This is a genomic window from Rhodovulum sp. DZ06, assembly GCF_050586345.1.
In the GTDB taxonomy this organism is placed as follows: Bacteria; Pseudomonadota; Alphaproteobacteria; order Rhodobacterales; family Rhodobacteraceae; genus JBOCEF01.
Genome location: NZ_JBOCEF010000023.1, coordinates 50447 through 67468, shown reverse-complemented (window position 1 = coordinate 67468; position 17022 = coordinate 50447). Strand labels below are relative to the sequence as shown.

Genomic DNA, 17022 nt, shown 5'->3' with positions numbered 1-17022 from the left:
CCCCCCCCCCCCCCCCCCCCCCCCCCCCCCCCCCCCCCCCCCCCCCCCCCCCCCCCCCCCCCCCCCCGCCCCCCCCCTCTCTCCCCCCCCCCCGAGCAGGAGCCTTCCATGGAGCTCTCCGACAAGACCGCCCGCCAGATGTTCGAGGAGCTGCGCGCCGCGCCCGGCCGCGTGCCCTACGGCTTCGGGACCCGGTCCATGCTGATCAATGTCGACCTGCAATGCGCCTGCACCCAGCCCGACAGGTACGTGACCGCCTATGACAACCACCCGCGGCAGATGGAGCACGTGAACGCCCTCGCCGCCCGCCAGCGCGCCCGCGGCCTGCCGGTGATCTGGACCCATGTCGGCTTCTGCGAAAGCGGCGAGGATTGCGGCATGTTCGGCACCCGCACCGACACGCCCGACAGCCTGCAGAACATCAAGCTCGGCTCCGACCGCGCCGCGCTCGACCCGCGGCTGACCGTCCATCCCTCGGACATCGTGCTCAACAAGAAGATGCCGAGCGCCTTCTTCGAGACGCACCTCACCTCGCTCGCCATCCACCACAAGATCGACACGGTGATCGTCACCGGCGGCTCCACCTCGGGCTGCGTGCGCGCGACCGTGGTCGACAGCCTCAGCCTCGGCTTCCACACCATCGTGGCCGAGGAATGCGTGGCGGACCTGCATGAATCCCCGCATTTCGCCAATCTCTACGACATGATGAAGAAATACGCCGACATCTGTTCGGTGGACGAGATCCATGCCTGGCACGACCGCTGCACCCGCGCCGCGGCCTGAGCCCGGCGCGCCGCCCGCCCCCGGCGCGGCGCCCATGGCCCGCCCCCGCCCCGCCCGCCTGCCCCGCTGGTCCGGGGTCGGCCCGGTTCCCGCCGGGATGCGCGGCGGGGCGCTGATGCTGGGCGATTTCGACGGCCTGCACCTGGGGCGCCGGCGGCTGCTGTCGCTGCTGCGCGGGGCCGCGTCAAGCTGCGGGGGCGACGCGCCCGGCCCCCGCGGCGCCCCCTTCGCGCCCCCCTTCGCCCCCGGCGGCTCCCCTGGCGGCCCCCGCGGCGCCCCGCCCCTCGCCCCCCCCTTCGCCCCGCCCCTCGCCCCCTGCGGCATCCCCCTCGGCGCGATGACCGCCGAGCCCCATCCCCGCGCCTTCTTCGCCCCCGGCGGGCCGCCCTTCCGGCTGACCTGCGGCGCGGCGCGGGACCTGGTCTTCGCCGAGGCCGGGCTGGGGATGCTCTACACCCCCCGGTTCGACCGGGCCTTCGCCGCCCTCGCGCCCGAAACCTTTTTCGAGGAGATCCTGGTCGGCGCCCTCGGCGTCCGCGCGCTGGTGTTCGGCGAGGATTTCCGCTTCGGCGCCCGCCGGGCCGGGGACGCCGCGCTGCTGGCCCGGCTCGGCGCCCGCCACGGGGTGCTGACCGTCGCCGCGCCCGAGCTGCGCGCGGACGGGGCGCGGGTCTCCTCCAGCCGGATCCGCGAGGCGGTCCGCGACGGGGACCTGGCCGGGGCCGCCGCGCTGCTGGGCCGCCCCTGGCGGACCGGGGTCGAACGGCTCGGCCCCGGGCGGGTGCGGTTCGACCGCGACCAGTTCCTGCCCCCGCCGGGCCTGCACGAGGTCGACGCGCTGGACGCCGCCGGCGCGCCCCTCGCGCGCACCGTGATCGCGGTCGGCCCCGGCCGGAGCGCCCGCTGCGCGGCGCCCCCCGGAACCGCCGCGCTGCGCTGGCGCTGACCGGCCCCGGGGCCGCGCCCCCCCCCCCGCCGGATCGCGCCCCGGCGGGGGGCGCGCCGGGGCGGCGCCTCAGCCCGCCTCGGCCTGGGCGCGGAAGGTCTCGAAGCTCCAGTAATCGCGGGTGGACGCGATCGCCCCCCCGGCGAAGCGGAACAGGTGGGTTCCGGGCAGCGCGATCTGCTGCCCGCGGCCCTTCAGCGGCCCCAGGTCCCGCGCCAGACGGCCGCGCAGCACGTAGGGCTGCACCGCCTCGGCGCCGCACAGGATCGGCTCGCCCCGCTCGAACCGCAGGTCCTCGAGCATCCCGAAGAACTGCGCCATCCCCGCCTCCAGCGCCGCGCGGCCCGCGCGGCCATGGCCCGACCCGGCCTCCTCGTGCCGCCCGTCCTCGGCGTAAAGGGCCGCCGCCGCGGCGGCGTCGTGGCGGTTGCAGGCGTCGTAACAGGCGTCGAGCAGCGCCTGCGGCGCGGTCGGAGAGGGCATGGGACAGGTCCTTTCGGGAGGGGGGGAAGGGGGAGGCCGGGCCTCCTCAGCCATCCTAGACCAAGCCCAAACCAAAACCAACCAATGCCGACCATGATGAACCAGAATTTCGCCGCCTCCCGGCCGTTTTCCGTGCCGATCCAACGCGCCCGGGGCGGTTCGCAGGGGGTCTCGCGCCGATCCTGCGCCGCGCCCTGCCGCGCGGCAAGCTCAACCAAGCCCCCATGGACGGTTGCCCGCCCCGCCCCCCCCATGCTACCGCGATGCTGGAACCGGCGCGGCGCGACGCGCGCCCGGCCGTCCTGGGGAGGGGACCGACCGATGACCACGCAAGACGCGGCCGAGGGGCCGCCGCCCGAGATCGCGCCGATCATCGCGGCGGTGCGCGGGCTGGCCGCCGAGGGCCGCCTGCCCGCCGAGCGCCGCCTGGCCGAGCAGCTCTCGGTCAGCCGCCACCAGCTGCGCCGCGCCCTGATCTGGATGCGCGAGAACGAGGAGATCGCCGCCCCGCGCCGCCGCGGCAAGGCCGCCGCCGCGGGCGCCGGCGCGATCTCGCAGATGGTGCGCAACACCAACCCGGTCGAAGTGGTCGAGCTGCGGATCATGATCGAGCCGACGCTGGCCCGCCTCGCCGCCCTGCGCGCGACCCCGGCCCAGATCGCCGCGATGCGCAAGGCGGCCGAGGACATCGCCCGCCGCGGCGCCGGGGCGGCCGACCTGCACCGGATGATCGCGGGGGCGAGCGGGAACACCCTGGCCGGGGAGTTCTACGACATGCTGCGGCGGATCGAGTTCGACGCGCGGCTGCGGCTCGACACCGGGTTGTCGAACCCGGCGGAAAGCGACGGCGACGAACATGCCCGCATCGTCGAGGCGATCGCCGCGCGCGATCCCGCCGCGGCCGAGAAGGCGATGCGCGACCACCTCACCACCGTGCACCGGCTGGCGACCATGGGCCCGCTCTGAGGGGACCGCCCGGCGGCCGCCCCGGCGCCCCCCGGGCTCACCCCCGGCGGGGGCGCGCGGGCGGGACCCGCGCGGCCTATTCGGCGGGCGCGCGCGACGGCCCCTTCTCGCGCGCCAGCGCCCGGGCCATGGTGGGGCCGATCAGCACCACCGCGAACATCCGCGCGATCTGCATGGTCATCACGAAGCTGACATCCGCGCCCGAATGGATCGCGATCAGCGCGATCGTCTCGACGCTGCCCGGCACCGTCGACAGCATCCCGGTCAGCAGGTCCGTCCCCGCCGCCACCGACAGCGCCGCGCCCGACAGCGCGCACAGCCCGATCAGCGCCAGCGACCCGCCGATCACCGCCGGCGCCGCGCGCAGCGCGTGGCGGACCAGGTCCGGCGTGAAGCGCAGCCCGACCTGCAGCCCGAGCACCAGGTAGGCGCCCGCCAGCAGCCAGCCCGGCGGCGCCGCCTCCGCCACGCCCCCGGCCTGAAGCCCCGCCGTGATCGCCAGCGGCGCCAGCGAGGCCGGCCCCGGCAGGAACGGCAGCAGCCGCGCCGCCGCCGGCCCCAGCGCCGCGATCCCCAGCGCCAGAAGCACGCCGCCCGGATCCTGCGCCCCGGTCTTCGCCGCCGCCTCGGCCCCCGCGGCCAGCACCCCGGCCACGCCGATCATCACCAGGATCACCGTCACCAGGCGGGTGATCTGCATGAAGGCCACCAGCCGGCTGTCCAGCCCCCGCTCATGCGCCAGCGCGATCACCGCGCCCGCCATGCCCGGCAGGAACCCCCAGACCGAGGTCTCGACCCCCAGCCCGGTCCAGCGCCCCACCCCGCGCCCCACCGCGAAGGCCGCGCCCAGCGTCATCGCCGCGAACAGCAGCACCACCGGCCACAGCCCGCCGATCACCCCGGCGATCTCGGCCGTCATGTAGTGCCCGATCATCACCCCCGCGACGCCCTGCGCAAGCTGGTGCGGCAGCGCGCCCACCCGCAGCCGCGCCCCGCGCAGCCCCGCGGCCGCGCCGACGGCCAGCGGCCCCAGGAGCAGGCTCGCCGGCACGTCGATCAGCCCCAGCGCCTGCCCGGCGAGAAGGGCGGCGAGCAGCAGCGCGCACCAGCGGACCAGCGGGGCGGCGAAGACGGAGGAGGGGGTCAATTCAGGTTCCAGTTCAAAGCGATGCGGCGTGCAGGGGCGGGCGGCGGTCGGCCCAGGGGAAGGCGCGCTCCAGCTGGGCGCAGACGCGCAGAAGGCGCGCCTCGCCCCCGAGCGGGGCGCCGAGCTGGACCCCGACGGGCAGCGGCGCATCGATGGGGAAGGCCGCGTCCGGGTCCGCCGGGGCCAGGCCCATCGGCACGCTCGCCGCCGGGCAGCCCGAGGCGTTGTAGACCGCCGTCAGCGGCGCGTGGTCCCAGAACCGGTCGTAGAACGCGTCCAGCGCCATGCCCTCGCCCGCCAGAAAGCCCAGCGGCGGCGCGGGCGCGGCGGTGACCGGGCTCAGGTGCAGGTCGACCCGCGCGAAGAACCGGCCCATGGCGCGCGCCGCGCGGTGCAGCTCTGCGATCGCGTCCATGTAATCGGCGGCGCCCAGGCCCCGCCCCTCGGCCGCCCAGGCGGCGTTGACCGGCTCGAGCAGCGCATCCGGGTCGTCGATCCCCCGCGCCGCGCCGCTCGCCTCCACCGAGGCGGCGACCACCGCCCCCGCGACCACCCGCCAGGCGCGCTTCACCGCCGCCGCGTCCCAGTCCGGCGTCGCCTCGACCACCTCGTGGCCCAGCCCGCGCAGCAGCGCCGCCCCCCGCTCCGCCGCCGCGATGCAGGGGGCCGAGATCTCCGCCCCCGCCGGGCCGCGCAGGTCCAGCGCGATGCGCAGCCGCTCCGGCGCGTCCGAAAGCGCGGCCAGGAACCCGCCCGCAGGCCCCGGCGGACAGGCGTAGGGATCGCCCGCATCCGGCCCCGCCGCCGCGTCGAGGAAGGCCGCCGCGTCCCGCACGGAGCGCGAGATCACGCCCATGGTCGCCATCCCGCCCATGCCCTCGGCCGGGCCGGGCCCGAGCGGCAGGCGCATCCGGCTCGGCTTCAGCCCGAACACCCCGCAATGGGCCGCGGGCACGCGGATGGACCCGGCCCCGTCCGAGGCCTGTGCCAGGGGCGCCATCCCCGCCGCCACCGCCGCCGCCGCGCCGCCCGAGGATCCGCCCGCGCTGCGCCGCGGGTCCCAGGGGTTGCGGCAGGGCCCGTGCAGCGCGCTCTCGGTGGTGAAGCTGAGCGACAGCTCCGGCGTGGAGGTCCGGCCCAGCAGGGCGAAGCCCGCCGCGCGCAGCCGGGCGACGAGGGTCGAATCCGCCGCGCCGATGCCGTCCGCGGTCAGGCGCGAGCCGCCCGAGAGCGCGCCGCCGCGCACCTGCAGCCCCGCGTTCTTGAGCAGGAGGGGCGTTCCGGCGAAGGGCCCGTCCGCGGCGCGCTCCGCCGTGATCGCGGGCGGGAATTCATGCACCACGGCCCCGAGCGCGGGGTTCAGCGCGGCGATCCGCGCGCGGGCGGCGTCGATGAACCGGTCGGGATGCGCCGGGTCGGCGCGCAGCAGCGCCGCCATGGCCAGGCCGACGGGCTCCGCCGTCCCCGCCGGGTCCGCCGCGCCCACGCGGGGGGACGGCGCGGCGGGGTCTGCGGGTCGATCCAGGTCGGTGGTCATGGGGGCTCCGGCAAGGGCGTCTGGTAAGGCGACCTTAGCGAGCCGCGACCCGGATGGCAACCACGACTCAACCTGAACCGGATTAAATGATTTTGGTTGGGGTTTGGTTGGGCCTCCAGGCCCAGGCCGCCCGGCCCGCGCGGCCCGGCTCAGAAATGCGACCGCGGCTCATCCGGCCTGCGCGCGGCGATGGCCAGGATGCCGCCCAGCAGGCAGAAGCCGATCGGGAACATGGTGAAGACGCCGAAGCCGAAGGCCTGGTGCATCAGCCCCGCCGCCGCCAGCATCAGGATGCCGCCCAGCAGCGCCCGGGCGCGGGCCATCGCCCCGCCCGCGATCGCCAGCAGCGGCGCGAAGAAGCTGGCGAAGCGGACCAGCTCGACCTCGCCGACCATGCCGAAGGTCTCGCCGATCTCGTGGTGATGGCGGACCAGCTCGGTATATCCGAAGCCGAAGAAGCCCACGACCATCGCCACGAGGCCGCCGATCAGTCCCAGCGCCAGGGCCGCGTTGCGCATGTCTCCGTTCCTTTCCGCCATCTTCGTGAAGGGCAGATAGGCGTCGGGGCCGGGCGGGTTCAAGGCGCGATGCGGCGGGATGCGCCGCGGGGCGCGGCGGGGAAGCGGCCCGCGGCAAGCCTAGGCGGGCGCCAAAAGCCCGGGGGGCGGCGCGGGGCCGCCCCCCGAAGCGCCCTCAGAACGGGCTGTCGGGGAAGTAGAACTTCGCCGCGTTCTCCGGCGTGATCCGCTCCGAGCCGATGATGAACCGGCCCGAGACCGGCGTCTTCGACACCATCCCCAGCGCCGTCAGCTCGATCGCCGTGGCGATCTGCGCCGGCGGGTACGTCACGTTCACCGGCAGCATCGGGTCGCCGTCCATGATCCGCTTGACGATCTCCTTCATCCCGGCGCCGCCGACGACCCACATCTCGTCGTTCCGGCCCGCCTGGTCGATGGCCGCCAGCACGCCGGTGGCCATGTCGTCATCCGCCGCCCAGACCGCGTCGATCTTCTCGTACTTGCTCAGGAAATCCTGCATCACGTTGAAGGCGTCGTCGCGGTTCCAGTTGCCGTGCTGCATGTCCAGCACCTCGATCCCCGACCCCTCGATCGCCGCCTCGAAGGCCGCCACGCGCTCATTGTCGAGGGTCGTGGGGATGCCGCGCAGCACCACCACCTTGTCGCCCTCCCCGAGCTTCTCGGCGAAATACTCGCCCGCCACGCGGCCGAAACCGGTGTTGTCGCCCGCGACGTACAGGTCCTCGATCCCGGGAACCGAGAGGCCCCGGTCCACCACCGTCACCCAGATCCCCTGCTGCTTGACGTATTGCACCGGGGCGGTCAGCGGCTCGGATTCGAAGGGCAGCACCACCAGCGCGTCGATGCCGCGGGTCGCCACCATGTCCTCGATGTCGTTGACCATCTTGCCCGCGTCCCCGGCGGTGGACAGCACGAAGCTCAGCTGCGGATAGGTCGCCTCCAGCCGCTTGATCGCCTCGCGGGCATGGAAGTTCAGCCCGCCCATGAAGCCGTGGGTCGCCGAGGGGATGGCGACGCCGATCACCTTCTTCTCGGCGGCCTGCCCCGCCCCGGCGAGGCCCATCGCCATCGCGCCCGCCATCGCGAGGCCGAGCCCCGCCCTGAACAGATCCCTGCGCTGCATATCCGGTCTCCTCCCTGTTGCGCGGCGGGCGGGGGCCCTCCGCCCCGATGCGCCCTGCCGCGGTTGATTGCGGCCGATCAGCCGTCGGCCTTCCGTTCCCGCTGCAACACGACGGCGAGAATGACGATCACGCCCTGGATCGCGCCGTTCAGGTACGGGCTGACGATCGAGGCGAGGTTCAGGATGTTGTCGATGAGGCTGAGGATCAGGACCCCGACCACCGCGCCCCAGACGCGGCCCGAGCCGCCCTTCAGGACCGTGCCGCCGATGATGACCGCGGCGATGGCCTCCAGCTCCCACAACATGCCGGTGCCGCCCGAGGCGGAGCCGAGCCGCGGCACGTACATCACCGTCGCGACGCCCACCAGCAGGCCGAGCAGCGCGTAGGTCGCCATCCGCACCCGGTCGACGCGGACCATGGACCAGCGCGCGACCTGCTCATTCGCGCCGATGGCGGCGCAGTGGCGCCCGAAGGGGGCGGCGCGCATGGCGATCTCGCCCAGGATCGCGACGAGGGCGAAGACGATGATCGGCCAGCTGATCCCGAGAATCCCGTCGTAGTAGACCGGGCGATAGAGCGTCCGAAGCTCGTAGTTCAGCGAGATGGTGCCCCCGTCCGCCATCCAGGTGGTCAGCGAGCGATACAGCCCCATGGCCCCCAGCGTGACGATGAAGGGCTCGATCCGGGCCTTGGCGATCAGCGCGCCGTTGAGCAGCCCGGCGCCCAGCCCCGCCAGAAGCGCGACCCCCATCCCGGCGAGGATGGTCCAGACGGACACGCCCATGGTGTCGACCAGCCCGTTCATGGCCAGGATCGTGACCCCCGCGGTGAACGCGGCCATCGAGCCGACCGACAGGTCGATCCCCCCCGCGGTGATGACGAAGGTCATCCCCACCGCGATGATGCCGATGAAGGCCGAGCGCGCGAGCACGTTGGTGATGTTCGCCGCGCCCAGGAAATTGTCGTTCAGCGCGGCCCCGAGCGCGATCAGCGCGGCCAGCGCCAGCACCGGCCCCAGCACGTGCAGCCCCGGCAGGCGGCGGCGCGCGGCGGGCTTCTCCGGCGCCCCCTGCTCTCTCGCGGCGGTTTCGGACATGGCGGTCATGCCGGTTCCTTCTCCCTGTCAGTCGGGCCATCAGTCGGGGCCAGCCCCATGGCGAGGCGCAGGATCGGCCCCTCGGCCACCTCCGCGCCCTGCACCTCTCCCGCGATCCGGCCGCGATGCATCACCAGCACCCGGTCCGACAGGCCGATCACCTCGGGCAGCTCCGAGGACACCACGATCACCCCCCGCCCCTCGGCGGCGAGCTTTGCGATGAAGGCGTAGATCTGCGCCTTGGCGCCGATGTCGACGCCGCGGGTCGGCTCGTCGATGATGATGACGCCGGGCTCGGGCAGCAGCGTCTTGGCCAGCAGCAGCTTCTGCTGGTTGCCGCCCGACAGGCCGCCCGCATGCATCCCCGGGTCGCGCGCGGCGATGGCGAAATCGGCGATGGCGCCGTCCAGCGCCCGCGCCTCGGCCGCGGTGTCGATCAGCCCCCGCCGCGTGAACCGCTCGAGCGCATTGAGCGTCAGGTTCTGCGCCAGCGGCGCGTCCAGCAGCAGGCCCTTTTCCTTGCGGTCCTCGGTCAGATAGGCGAGGCCCGCCGCGTGGATCGCCCGCGCATTGCCGGCGGGAACCGCGCGGCCCAGCACCTCGATGGCGCCGCGCGCGGGCCGCAGCCCGGCGATGCCCTCCATCAGCTCTGTCCGCCCGGCGCCGACCAGGCCCGCGACGCCCAGGACCTCGCCCCGGCGCAGGGTGAAGGAGGCGTCCTCGGCATGGCCCGGCACGGTCAGCCCGCGCACCACCAGCGCCGGTTCCGCGCGCGGGACGGCCTTCGGGGGGAACAGGTCCGACAGCTCCCGCCCCACCATCGCGTTGGCCATCGCGTCCTCGGTGAAGCCCGCGGCCGGGCGATGCGCCACCCGCACGCCGTCGCGCAGCACGGTCACCTCGTCGGCGATCCGCGCCACCTCGCCCAGCTTGTGCGAGGTATAGAGCACCGCCGTCCCCGCCGCCCGCAGCCGCTCGATCAGCGCCAGCAGCACGTCGGTCTCGCGCGCCGTCAGCACCGCGGTCGGCTCGTCCATGATCAGCACGCGGGCGTTCAGGCCGAGCGCCTTGGCGATCTCCACCATCTGCCGCTCGGGGACCGAGAGGTCGGCGCAGCGCCGCCCCGGGTCCACCGCGCAATCGAGCCGCGCCAGCAGGGCCTTGCACTCGGCCCGCATCTCCGCCCGGCGCAGAAGCGGCCCGCGGGTCATCTCGCGCCCCAGGAAGATGTTCTCCTCGACCGTCAGGGGCATGGCGAGGTTGAATTCCTGGTGGATCATCGCGATCCCGCGGGCCTCGGCATCGCGATGCGAGGCGAAGGCGGCGGGGACGCCGTCCACCTCCAGCGCGCCCTCGGACGGCGCCAGGTGCCCCGACAGGATCTTCATCAGCGTCGACTTGCCCGCGCCGTTCTCCCCGATCAGCGCGTGGACGCGGCCGGGGCGCAGGTCGAAATCAACCCCGCTCAGCACCCGGTTGGGGCCGAAATCGCGGCTGACACCCTTGGCTGAGAGGATGGGGCCGCTCACAGCGCGGTCCACTTGCCGTCGCGCCTGGCCGAGGCCACGCAGGCCTCGACGAAGCGCAGCCCCATCAGCCCGTCCGCCACGCCGGGGAACATGACCCCCGCGGGCGCCGCCGCCCCGTCCCGCGCGGCGCGGATGGCCGCCGCGGTCTCGGCATAGATGTTGGCGAAGGCCTCGAGATACCCCTCGGGGTGGCCCGGCGGGATGCGCTGCAGCCGCGTCGCCGCTTCCCCCGCCGTCGCCCGGGTCAGGATCCGCGGCGCCTCGCCCAGCTGCGCCGCGCGCAGGGTCTCCGGCGTCTCCTGCGCCCATTCGAGCGAGCCGCGGTCGCCGTAGACCCGCAGCACCAGCCGGTTCTCGTTCCCCGGCGCGACCTGGGAGCACCACAAGGCCCCCCGCGCCCCGGACGCATAGCGCAGCAGCGCCCGCGCATCATCGTCCAGCGTGCGCCCCGCGCCGAAGCTGGACAGGTCCGCGCTCACCGCCTCCGGCGCCTCTCCGGTCACGAAAGCGGCGAGCTGGAAGGCGTGCGTCCCGATATCCCCCAGCGCGCCCCCGGCGCCGGAGCGCGCCGGGTCGGTGCGCCACTCGGCCTGCTTGGACCCGAGCTGTTCGGCGGGCGCCGCCAGCCAGTCCTGCACGTATTCCACCTGCACGCCGCGCAGGGCGCCGATGAAGCCGCCCGCCACCATCTCCCGCGCCGCGCGGATCATCGGGTAGCCCGAGTAGTTATGCGTCAGGGCGAAGAGGGCGCCGGATTTCTCCGCCTCCTTCGCCAGCTTGCGCGCCTCGGCCCCCGTGGCGGTCATCGGCTTGTCGCAGATCACGTGGATGCCGCGGCGCAGGAAGGCGCGGGACGGGGCGAAATGCATGTGGTTGGGGGTGACGATGGCCACCGCCTCGATGCCGTCCTTCAGCCGCGCCTCGCGCTTCGCCATGGCTTCGAAGTCGTCATAGGTCCGGTCCGCCGCCAGCCCCAGCGCCGCGCCGCTCTCCCGCGCCTTTTCGGGGGTCGAGGACAGCGCCCCGGCGACCAGCTGGAATTCCCCGTCCATGCGCGCGGCGATGCGGTGGACGGCGCCGATGAAGGCGTCCTTGCCGCCCCCGACCATGCCGAGCCGGATCGGCCCCTCGCGCCCGGCGAAGCGGCTCATCGGGGCCTCCCGTCGATAAGAATGCCGTCATAGAAGATGGCCGAGCCGGGATTCATCCGCACGCCCCAGGACGGGTTCGCACGCAGCCAGTCGGCGACCTCCTCGATCGTCTCGAAGGCGCGGGCGTCTTCGATCCGGTTGGATCCGGAGGGGAAGCACTTGTAGCCATTCGTGCGCCCATCGGCGCCGGGCTTTTGCCCCCACTGGTAGAAGGGGCGGCAGATCTGGCCCCGCGCGTTGCGAGCGGTGATGTCGGTCATCGGTCCAGCCCCAGCATCCGGCGGTTGGCGTCCATGTCGGCGCCCCCGTCGGCGAAATCGTCGAAGGCCCGGTCGGTGACGCGGATGATGTGGTCCTTCACGAACGCCGCGCCCTCGCGCGCGCCGTCCTCGGGGTGCTTCAGGCAGCACTCCCACTCCACCACCGCCCAGCCGTCGAAATCGTTTCCGGCGAGCTTCGAGAACACCGCCCCGAAATCCACCTGCCCGTCGCCGGGGGAGCGGAACCGCCCGGCCCGGTCGACCCAAGCCTGGAAGCCGCCATAGACCCCCTGCCGCCCGGTCGGGTTGAACTCCGCATCCTTGACGTGGAACATCCCGATCCGCTCGGCATAGATGTCGAGATGCTGCAGGTAATCGAGGCATTGCAGCACGTAATGGCTCGGGTCGAACAGCATCTTCGCCCGCGGATGGTTCCCCACGCGCGAGAGGAACATCTCGAAGCTCGCCCCGTCATGCAGGTCCTCGCCGGGGTGGATCTCGAAGCAGATGTCGACGCCATGCGCATCGGCATGGTCCAGCAGCGGCCGCCAGCGGGCGGCGAGCTCGTCGAACGCCGCCTCCACCAGCCCCGCGGGGCGCTGCGGCCAGGGATACAGGTACGGCCAGGCCAGCGCACCCGAGAACGCCGCCATCCGGTCGAGGCCGAGATTGCGCGACGCCTCGATGGTCCGCTTCACCTCCTCCACCGCCCAGGCCTGCCGCGCCTTGGGGTTCCCGCGCACAGCCTCGGGCGCAAAGCCGTCGAAGGCGAGGTCATAGGCCGGGTGGACCGCCACCAGCTGGCCCTGGATATGCGCCGACAGTTCCGTGATCGCGACGCCCGCCTCGGCCGCCTGCCCCGCCAGCGCGTCGCAATAGTCCTTCGAGGCGGCGGCGCGGCCGAGGTCCATGAACCGCCCCTCGCCCGACGGGACCTGCACGCCGCGATAGCCGCAGCCCGCAGCCCAGGCGCAGATCGCCTCCCAGCGTCGCCGCAGGCCGCCCCCTCCCCGGGAATCGACTCTGCAATCGTTTGCATGGACGATGGTTGATGCTGCAAACGATTGCAACCCCCTTGCCGAGGGGTCATTCTGGCCCCCGCAGCAGGGGGAGCGCATGGACACGAGGCCGGTCACGATCCAGGACGTCGCGCGGGTCGCGGGCGTCTCGACATCCACCGTCAGCCGCACGCTCTCGCGCCCCTCGGTGGTGGCCAAGGCGACGCGGCAGGCGGTGATGCGCGCGGTGCAGGCGACCGGCTACCAGGTCAACCACACCGCGCGGAACCTGCGCCGCCAGCGCACGGGCAGCGTCATCGCGCTGGCCCCCAACCTCGCCAACCCGTTCTTCAGCCAGATCCTCGCCGGCATGTCGGCGGTGCTGAGCGCGCGCAACTATGGCCTGCTGATCGCCGACACCCAGATGGGGCCGGACCCGGACGACCGCCTGCGCCGCTACCTGACCAGCGGGCTGGCCGACGGGCTGGTGCTGTTCGACGGGGGGCTGTCGGCGGCCGCGCTCGACGTGCCGGGGCGCCCGCCGGTGATCACGGCCTGCGAATGGATGCCGGGGGACCTGCCCTCGATCCGCGTCGACAACGCCCACGGGGCCGAGCTCGCCGTCGCGCATCTCGCCGATCTCGGGCACCGGAAGATCGGCCATGTCACCGGCCCGCATGGCAACGTGCTGGCCCGCGCGCGCCTCGACGGCTGGCGCGCGGCGATGGCGGCGCGCGGGCTCGCGGCGCCGGACGCCTGGATCTTCGAGGGCGATTTCTCCATGGACAGCGGCGCCATGGCCGCCGCGCGCTGGCTGGCCGCGCCCGACCGGCCGACGGCGCTGTTCTTCGCCTCGGACGAGATGGCGGTGGGCTTTCTCGGGGCCGTGCGGCGGGCCGGGGTGCAGGCGCCGCGGGACGTCTCGGTCGTCGGCTTCGACAATATCGAGGTCGGCGCCCATCTCTCCCCGCCCCTCACCACCATCCGCCAGCCGCGCACCCAGATCGGCGAGCGGGCGGCCGAGCTGCTGCTGGCGCTGATCGCGGGCGAGGACGGCGCGGGGATTGAGCGGGTGATCCCCGTCGACCTGATCCTGCGCGAAAGCACCGCCGCGCCGGCGCAAACCGCGGGATGACCCCGATCAAGGCGCGTTCAAGGCGGGTGCGGTAACGAAACCCTCCGGGCGGCCTGCGCCCGGGCGGGAGGGAGGACCGACATGACCGACGCGACCACCCGTGGCTGGGACGCCATCGTCATCGGATCGGGCATGGGCGGCATGGCCGCCGCCGCCGCCCTCTCGAAGCTCGGGCGCCGGGCGCTGCTGCTGGAAAAGCACTGGACCCTGGGCGGGCAGACCCACAGCTTCTCGCGCCACGGCTTCACCTGGGACGTGGGCCTCCATTACCTCAGCTGCGCCGCGCCGCAGGACCGCGAACGCAAGCTGCTCGACTGGATCGCCGACAGGCCGATGGAGTTCGCGTCCCTCGGCGCCGTCTACGACATCCTGCACCTGGGCGACGCCCCGCCCCTGCCCCTTTCGCGCCCCTACGAGGCGCAGGAGCGGGACCTGAAGGACCGCTTCCCGGACCAGGCCGAGGCCATCGAGGGCTGGACCCGCGCGCTGCGCGCGGGGCGCGAGACGCTGATGAAGGCGACCTCGACCCGCGCGATGCCGCGGCTGGCGGGCGAGCTGCTCGGCTGGTGGAACCGCCGCGCCATCGCCGACTGGGGGCTGCGCACCACGCGCGAGGTGATCGACGGGCTGACGGACGACCCGGCGCTCGCCGCCGTGATGGCGGCGCAATGGGGCGACCATGGCGGGCGCCCCGGCGCGGCCAGCTTCGCCATGCATGCCGGCATCGCCGGGTCCTACCTCGTCAGCGGCTCCTGGCGCCCGGTCGGCGGCGCGGGCGCCTTCGCCGATCACATCATCCCCACCATCACGAAGACCGGCGACGCCCGCGCGGGGGTCGAGGTCGCGGCCCTGCTGATCGAGGACGGCGCCGCCGTCGGGGTCCGCACCGCCGCGGGCGAGGAGATCCGCGCGGGCGCCGTCATCTCCGACATCGGCGCGCGCGAGACGGTGGACCGCCTCCTGCCCGTCCTGACGACGGAGGTCGAGGCCTGGGCCGCCGACATCCGCGCCCTCCCGTCCAGCATCGCCCATTTCACCCTGTTCCTCGGGTTCGAGGGGGATATCGAGGCCGCGGGCGCCACCCCCGCCAATCACTGGCTGTTCCCGACCGGAGAGACGGACGTGATCTGGACCGACGCCCCGGACGGTCCGCCGCCGCAGATGACCGTCTCCTTCGGCTCGCTCAAGGACAAGGCGCATGATCCCGGCCCGCGGATGCGCCACACCGGGCAGCTGCTGTGCTGGGCCGACTGGGAAAGCGTCGCGGCCTGGGCCGGGGCCGCCCCCGGTGCGCGGGGCGAGGGCTACGCGGCGTTCAAGGCGCAGGTGGAGGAGGCGATGATGGCGCTCTTCGCCCGCCGGTTCCCGGAGCTGGCGAAGATGGTCGTCTACCGCGAGCTCGCCACCCCCCTCTCGACCGCCGCCTTCACCGGACATCGGGAAGGGGCCTTCTACGGGCTCTCCACCACGCCCGCGCGGCTGATGTCGGACGCGCTGCGGATGAAGACGCCGGTCCCGGGCCTGTTCCTGGCCGGACAGGACGTGCTGACGCCGGGCGTGCCAGGGGCGCTCTGGGGCGGGCTTCTGTGCGCCGCCGCCGTCGACCCGAAGGTGTTCCGGCATTTCGGCGGCTAGGGGGACGCCGGGCGCCCCCCCGCCCCCTTCAGCCCACGGCGGAGGCGTCTTCGAACAGCCCCAGGAACCGCTCGCGCAGGTCGCGCTTCAGCACCTTGCCGCTGGCGTTCTTGGGCAGCGCCTCCACCACCTCGACATGCTGCGGGGCCTTGAAATGCGCCAGCCGCTCGCGGCACCAGGCGCGCAGCTCCTCCGGGGAGGGGCTCTCGCCATCCTTGGCCACCACCACGGCGGTGATCGCCTCGATCCAGCGGGGGTGAGGCGCCCCGAACACCGCCACCTCGGCCACCGCGGGGTGGTGGAAGATCGCCTCCTCCACCTCGCGGCTGGCGACGTTCTCTCCGCCCGTCTTGATCATGTCCTTCTTGCGGTCGACGACATAGAGATACCCGTCCTCGTCGAACCGCCCCAGGTCGCCGGAATGGAACCAGCCGTTCTTGAAGGACTCCGCCGTCTTCTCGGGCTGGTCGTGATACCCAAGGATCAGGTGCGGCGAGCGGTGGACGATCTCGCCGACCTCGCCCACCGGCACGGGGCGGTCCTCGTCATCCACCACCCGCGTCTCCACGTTGATCGCCGGACGGCCCGCCGAGCCGAGCTTGGTCAGCTGCTCCTCGGGGCGCAGGATGGTGGCGAGCGGCGCCATCTCGGTCTGGCCGTAGAAGTTCCAGAGGCGGATCCCCGGCAGGCGGCGGCTGAGTTCTTCAATCACCGCCGTGGGCATGATCGAGGCGCCGTAATAGCCCTGCTTGAGGCTCGACAGGTCCCGCTTGTCGAAATCGGGGTGGCGCAGCAGGCCGATCCACACCGTGGGCGGGCAGAACAGCTTGGTCACCCCCTCGCGCTCGATGGTCTCGAGCATCGCCGCGGGGTCGGCGCGGTCATGCAGGATGTTCACCGCGCCGAGATACAGCGAGGGCGTCAGGAAGCAGTCGAGCTGCGCGCAGTGGAACAGCGGCAGGCAGTGCAGCTCCACCGCGTCGGGGCCCATCTCTCCGTCGATGATGGTGCTGACATAATTGGCGTAGAGCGCCGAGGCGGTCAGCATCGCGCCCTTGGGGCGGGATTCCGTGCCGCTCGTGTACATCATCTGGCACGGGTCCTCGGGGCCGACTTCCACCCAGGGCTCGGTCGTGTCGGGATGCGAGAGCACCGTGTCGATCGAGGTCCAGCCCGGCCCCGGGTCCACCCCTTCATGGGGCAGGAAGAAGCGTTGCGGCGCGGCGCCGTCCATCTGCGCCACCGCCTCGTCCGCCACGGCGCAGAGCGCGTCCTCGACGCAGAGCGTCGTCGCCCCGGAATGGCCGAAGATATAGGCGAGGTCGGCGGCGTTGAGCATGAAGTTCACCGGCACCATCACCGCGCCGATGCGCGCGAGGGCGAAGCGCAGCACCACGAAGGTCCGGCTGTTGCGCGACAGCAGCGCCACCCGGTCGCCCCGGCCGATCCCGGCGGCGCGGAACCCGTTGGCGGCGCGGTTCACCGCCTCGTCCAGTTCGGCATAGGTGTCGCGCCGGTCCCGGAAGGCCAGCGCCACCCGGTCCGGGGTGCGCGCGGCGCTGCGGCGCAGAAGATCGCCGATCTGCTGGCTGCGCGGGCGGCGCAGCGTTTCGTCATCGCTCATGTGTCGTGGTCCTCCCAAGGATCATTGCGGCGCCGCCGGGCGCGCCCCTCTGGCGGGGGCGTCGAAGCG

Annotated in this window: 15 protein-coding genes and 1 pseudogene; 5 read left to right on the top strand and 11 right to left on the bottom strand. The window is 73.6% G+C overall.

Annotated elements, in window-relative coordinates:
* Window positions 1-108 precede the first annotated feature (108 nt).
* A complete protein-coding gene (locus ACQ5SO_RS11900) occupies window positions 109-783 on the top strand; it encodes an isochorismatase family protein (RefSeq protein WP_430941822.1) in 675 nt (224 codons plus the stop codon).
* 34 nt (window positions 784-817) lie between these two features.
* Window positions 818-1729 carry a hypothetical protein gene (locus tag ACQ5SO_RS11895; RefSeq protein ID WP_430941821.1) on the top strand — a complete coding sequence of 304 codons (912 nt, stop codon included), beginning with the start codon at window positions 818-820 and terminating at the stop codon, window positions 1727-1729.
* 69 nt (window positions 1730-1798) lie between these two features.
* On the opposite strand, the gene ACQ5SO_RS11890 is transcribed toward ACQ5SO_RS11895, so the two are convergent.
* Window positions 1799-2212 carry a nuclear transport factor 2 family protein gene (locus tag ACQ5SO_RS11890; RefSeq protein ID WP_430941820.1) on the bottom strand — a complete coding sequence of 138 codons (414 nt, stop codon included), beginning with the start codon at window positions 2210-2212 and terminating at the stop codon, window positions 1799-1801.
* A 321-nt stretch (window positions 2213-2533) separates the two neighbouring features.
* Here ACQ5SO_RS11890 and ACQ5SO_RS11885 point away from each other — a divergent pair, with 321 nt between their 5' ends.
* Window positions 2534-3178 (top strand): FadR/GntR family transcriptional regulator, encoded by a 645-nt coding sequence (locus ACQ5SO_RS11885; protein WP_430941819.1) that lies wholly within the window; start codon window positions 2534-2536, stop codon window positions 3176-3178.
* 76 nt (window positions 3179-3254) lie between these two features.
* On the opposite strand, the gene ACQ5SO_RS11880 is transcribed toward ACQ5SO_RS11885, so the two are convergent.
* The 9 genes and pseudogenes from ACQ5SO_RS11880 to ACQ5SO_RS11840 form a co-directional block, all read right to left on the bottom strand.
* Entirely contained in the window at window positions 3255-4325 is a 1071-nt protein-coding gene (locus tag ACQ5SO_RS11880; protein WP_430941818.1) for an AbrB family transcriptional regulator, read from the bottom strand.
* Window positions 4326-4338: 13 nt separating this feature from the next.
* On the bottom strand, window positions 4339-5862 hold the full coding sequence (locus tag ACQ5SO_RS11875) for an amidase (protein ID WP_430941817.1): 1524 nt from the start codon (window positions 5860-5862) through the stop codon (window positions 4339-4341).
* A gap of 149 nt (window positions 5863-6011) precedes the next feature.
* The gene (locus ACQ5SO_RS11870; RefSeq protein ID WP_430941816.1) at window positions 6012-6380 is read right to left on the bottom strand and encodes a hypothetical protein; all 369 of its coding nucleotides are present in this window, start codon (window positions 6378-6380) and stop codon (window positions 6012-6014) included.
* Window positions 6381-6555: 175 nt separating this feature from the next.
* On the bottom strand, window positions 6556-7524 hold the full coding sequence (locus ACQ5SO_RS11865; protein WP_430941815.1) for an ABC transporter substrate-binding protein: 969 nt from the start codon (window positions 7522-7524) through the stop codon (window positions 6556-6558).
* A gap of 77 nt (window positions 7525-7601) precedes the next feature.
* Window positions 7602-8630, bottom strand: a complete 1029-nt coding sequence (locus ACQ5SO_RS11860) for an ABC transporter permease (protein ID WP_430941814.1) — start codon at window positions 8628-8630, stop codon at window positions 7602-7604.
* Window positions 8627-10150 carry a sugar ABC transporter ATP-binding protein gene (locus ACQ5SO_RS11855; protein WP_430941813.1) on the bottom strand — a complete coding sequence of 508 codons (1524 nt, stop codon included), beginning with the start codon at window positions 10148-10150 and terminating at the stop codon, window positions 8627-8629. Before ACQ5SO_RS11855 ends, ACQ5SO_RS11860 begins: the two co-directional genes overlap by 4 nt.
* On the bottom strand, window positions 10147-11301 hold the full coding sequence (locus ACQ5SO_RS11850) for a Gfo/Idh/MocA family protein (RefSeq protein WP_430941812.1): 1155 nt from the start codon (window positions 11299-11301) through the stop codon (window positions 10147-10149). The genes ACQ5SO_RS11855 and ACQ5SO_RS11850 overlap by 4 nt, the downstream gene beginning before the upstream one ends.
* Window positions 11298-11561: a hypothetical protein gene (locus tag ACQ5SO_RS11845; RefSeq protein WP_430941811.1), complete on the bottom strand. Its 264-nt coding sequence runs from the start codon at window positions 11559-11561 to the stop codon at window positions 11298-11300. Before ACQ5SO_RS11845 ends, ACQ5SO_RS11850 begins: the two co-directional genes overlap by 4 nt.
* Window positions 11558-12547 (bottom strand): annotated as a pseudogene (locus ACQ5SO_RS11840) (sugar phosphate isomerase/epimerase family protein); the annotation flags it as partial. The gene ACQ5SO_RS11845 and the pseudogene ACQ5SO_RS11840, both read right to left, overlap by 4 nt.
* A 130-nt stretch (window positions 12548-12677) precedes the next feature.
* On the opposite strand from ACQ5SO_RS11840, the gene ACQ5SO_RS11835 reads away from it, so the two are divergent.
* A complete protein-coding gene (locus tag ACQ5SO_RS11835) occupies window positions 12678-13694 on the top strand; it encodes a LacI family DNA-binding transcriptional regulator (RefSeq protein ID WP_430941810.1) in 1017 nt (338 codons plus the stop codon).
* A gap of 81 nt (window positions 13695-13775) precedes the next feature.
* Window positions 13776-15329 carry a phytoene desaturase family protein gene (locus tag ACQ5SO_RS11830; RefSeq protein WP_430941809.1) on the top strand — a complete coding sequence of 518 codons (1554 nt, stop codon included), beginning with the start codon at window positions 13776-13778 and terminating at the stop codon, window positions 15327-15329.
* Between the two features lie 28 nt (window positions 15330-15357).
* Here ACQ5SO_RS11830 and ACQ5SO_RS11825 read toward each other — a convergent pair whose 3' ends face one another.
* Window positions 15358-16953 carry an acyl-CoA synthetase gene (locus ACQ5SO_RS11825; RefSeq protein WP_430941808.1) on the bottom strand — a complete coding sequence of 532 codons (1596 nt, stop codon included), beginning with the start codon at window positions 16951-16953 and terminating at the stop codon, window positions 15358-15360.
* Window positions 16954-17022: the final 69 nt, after the last annotated feature.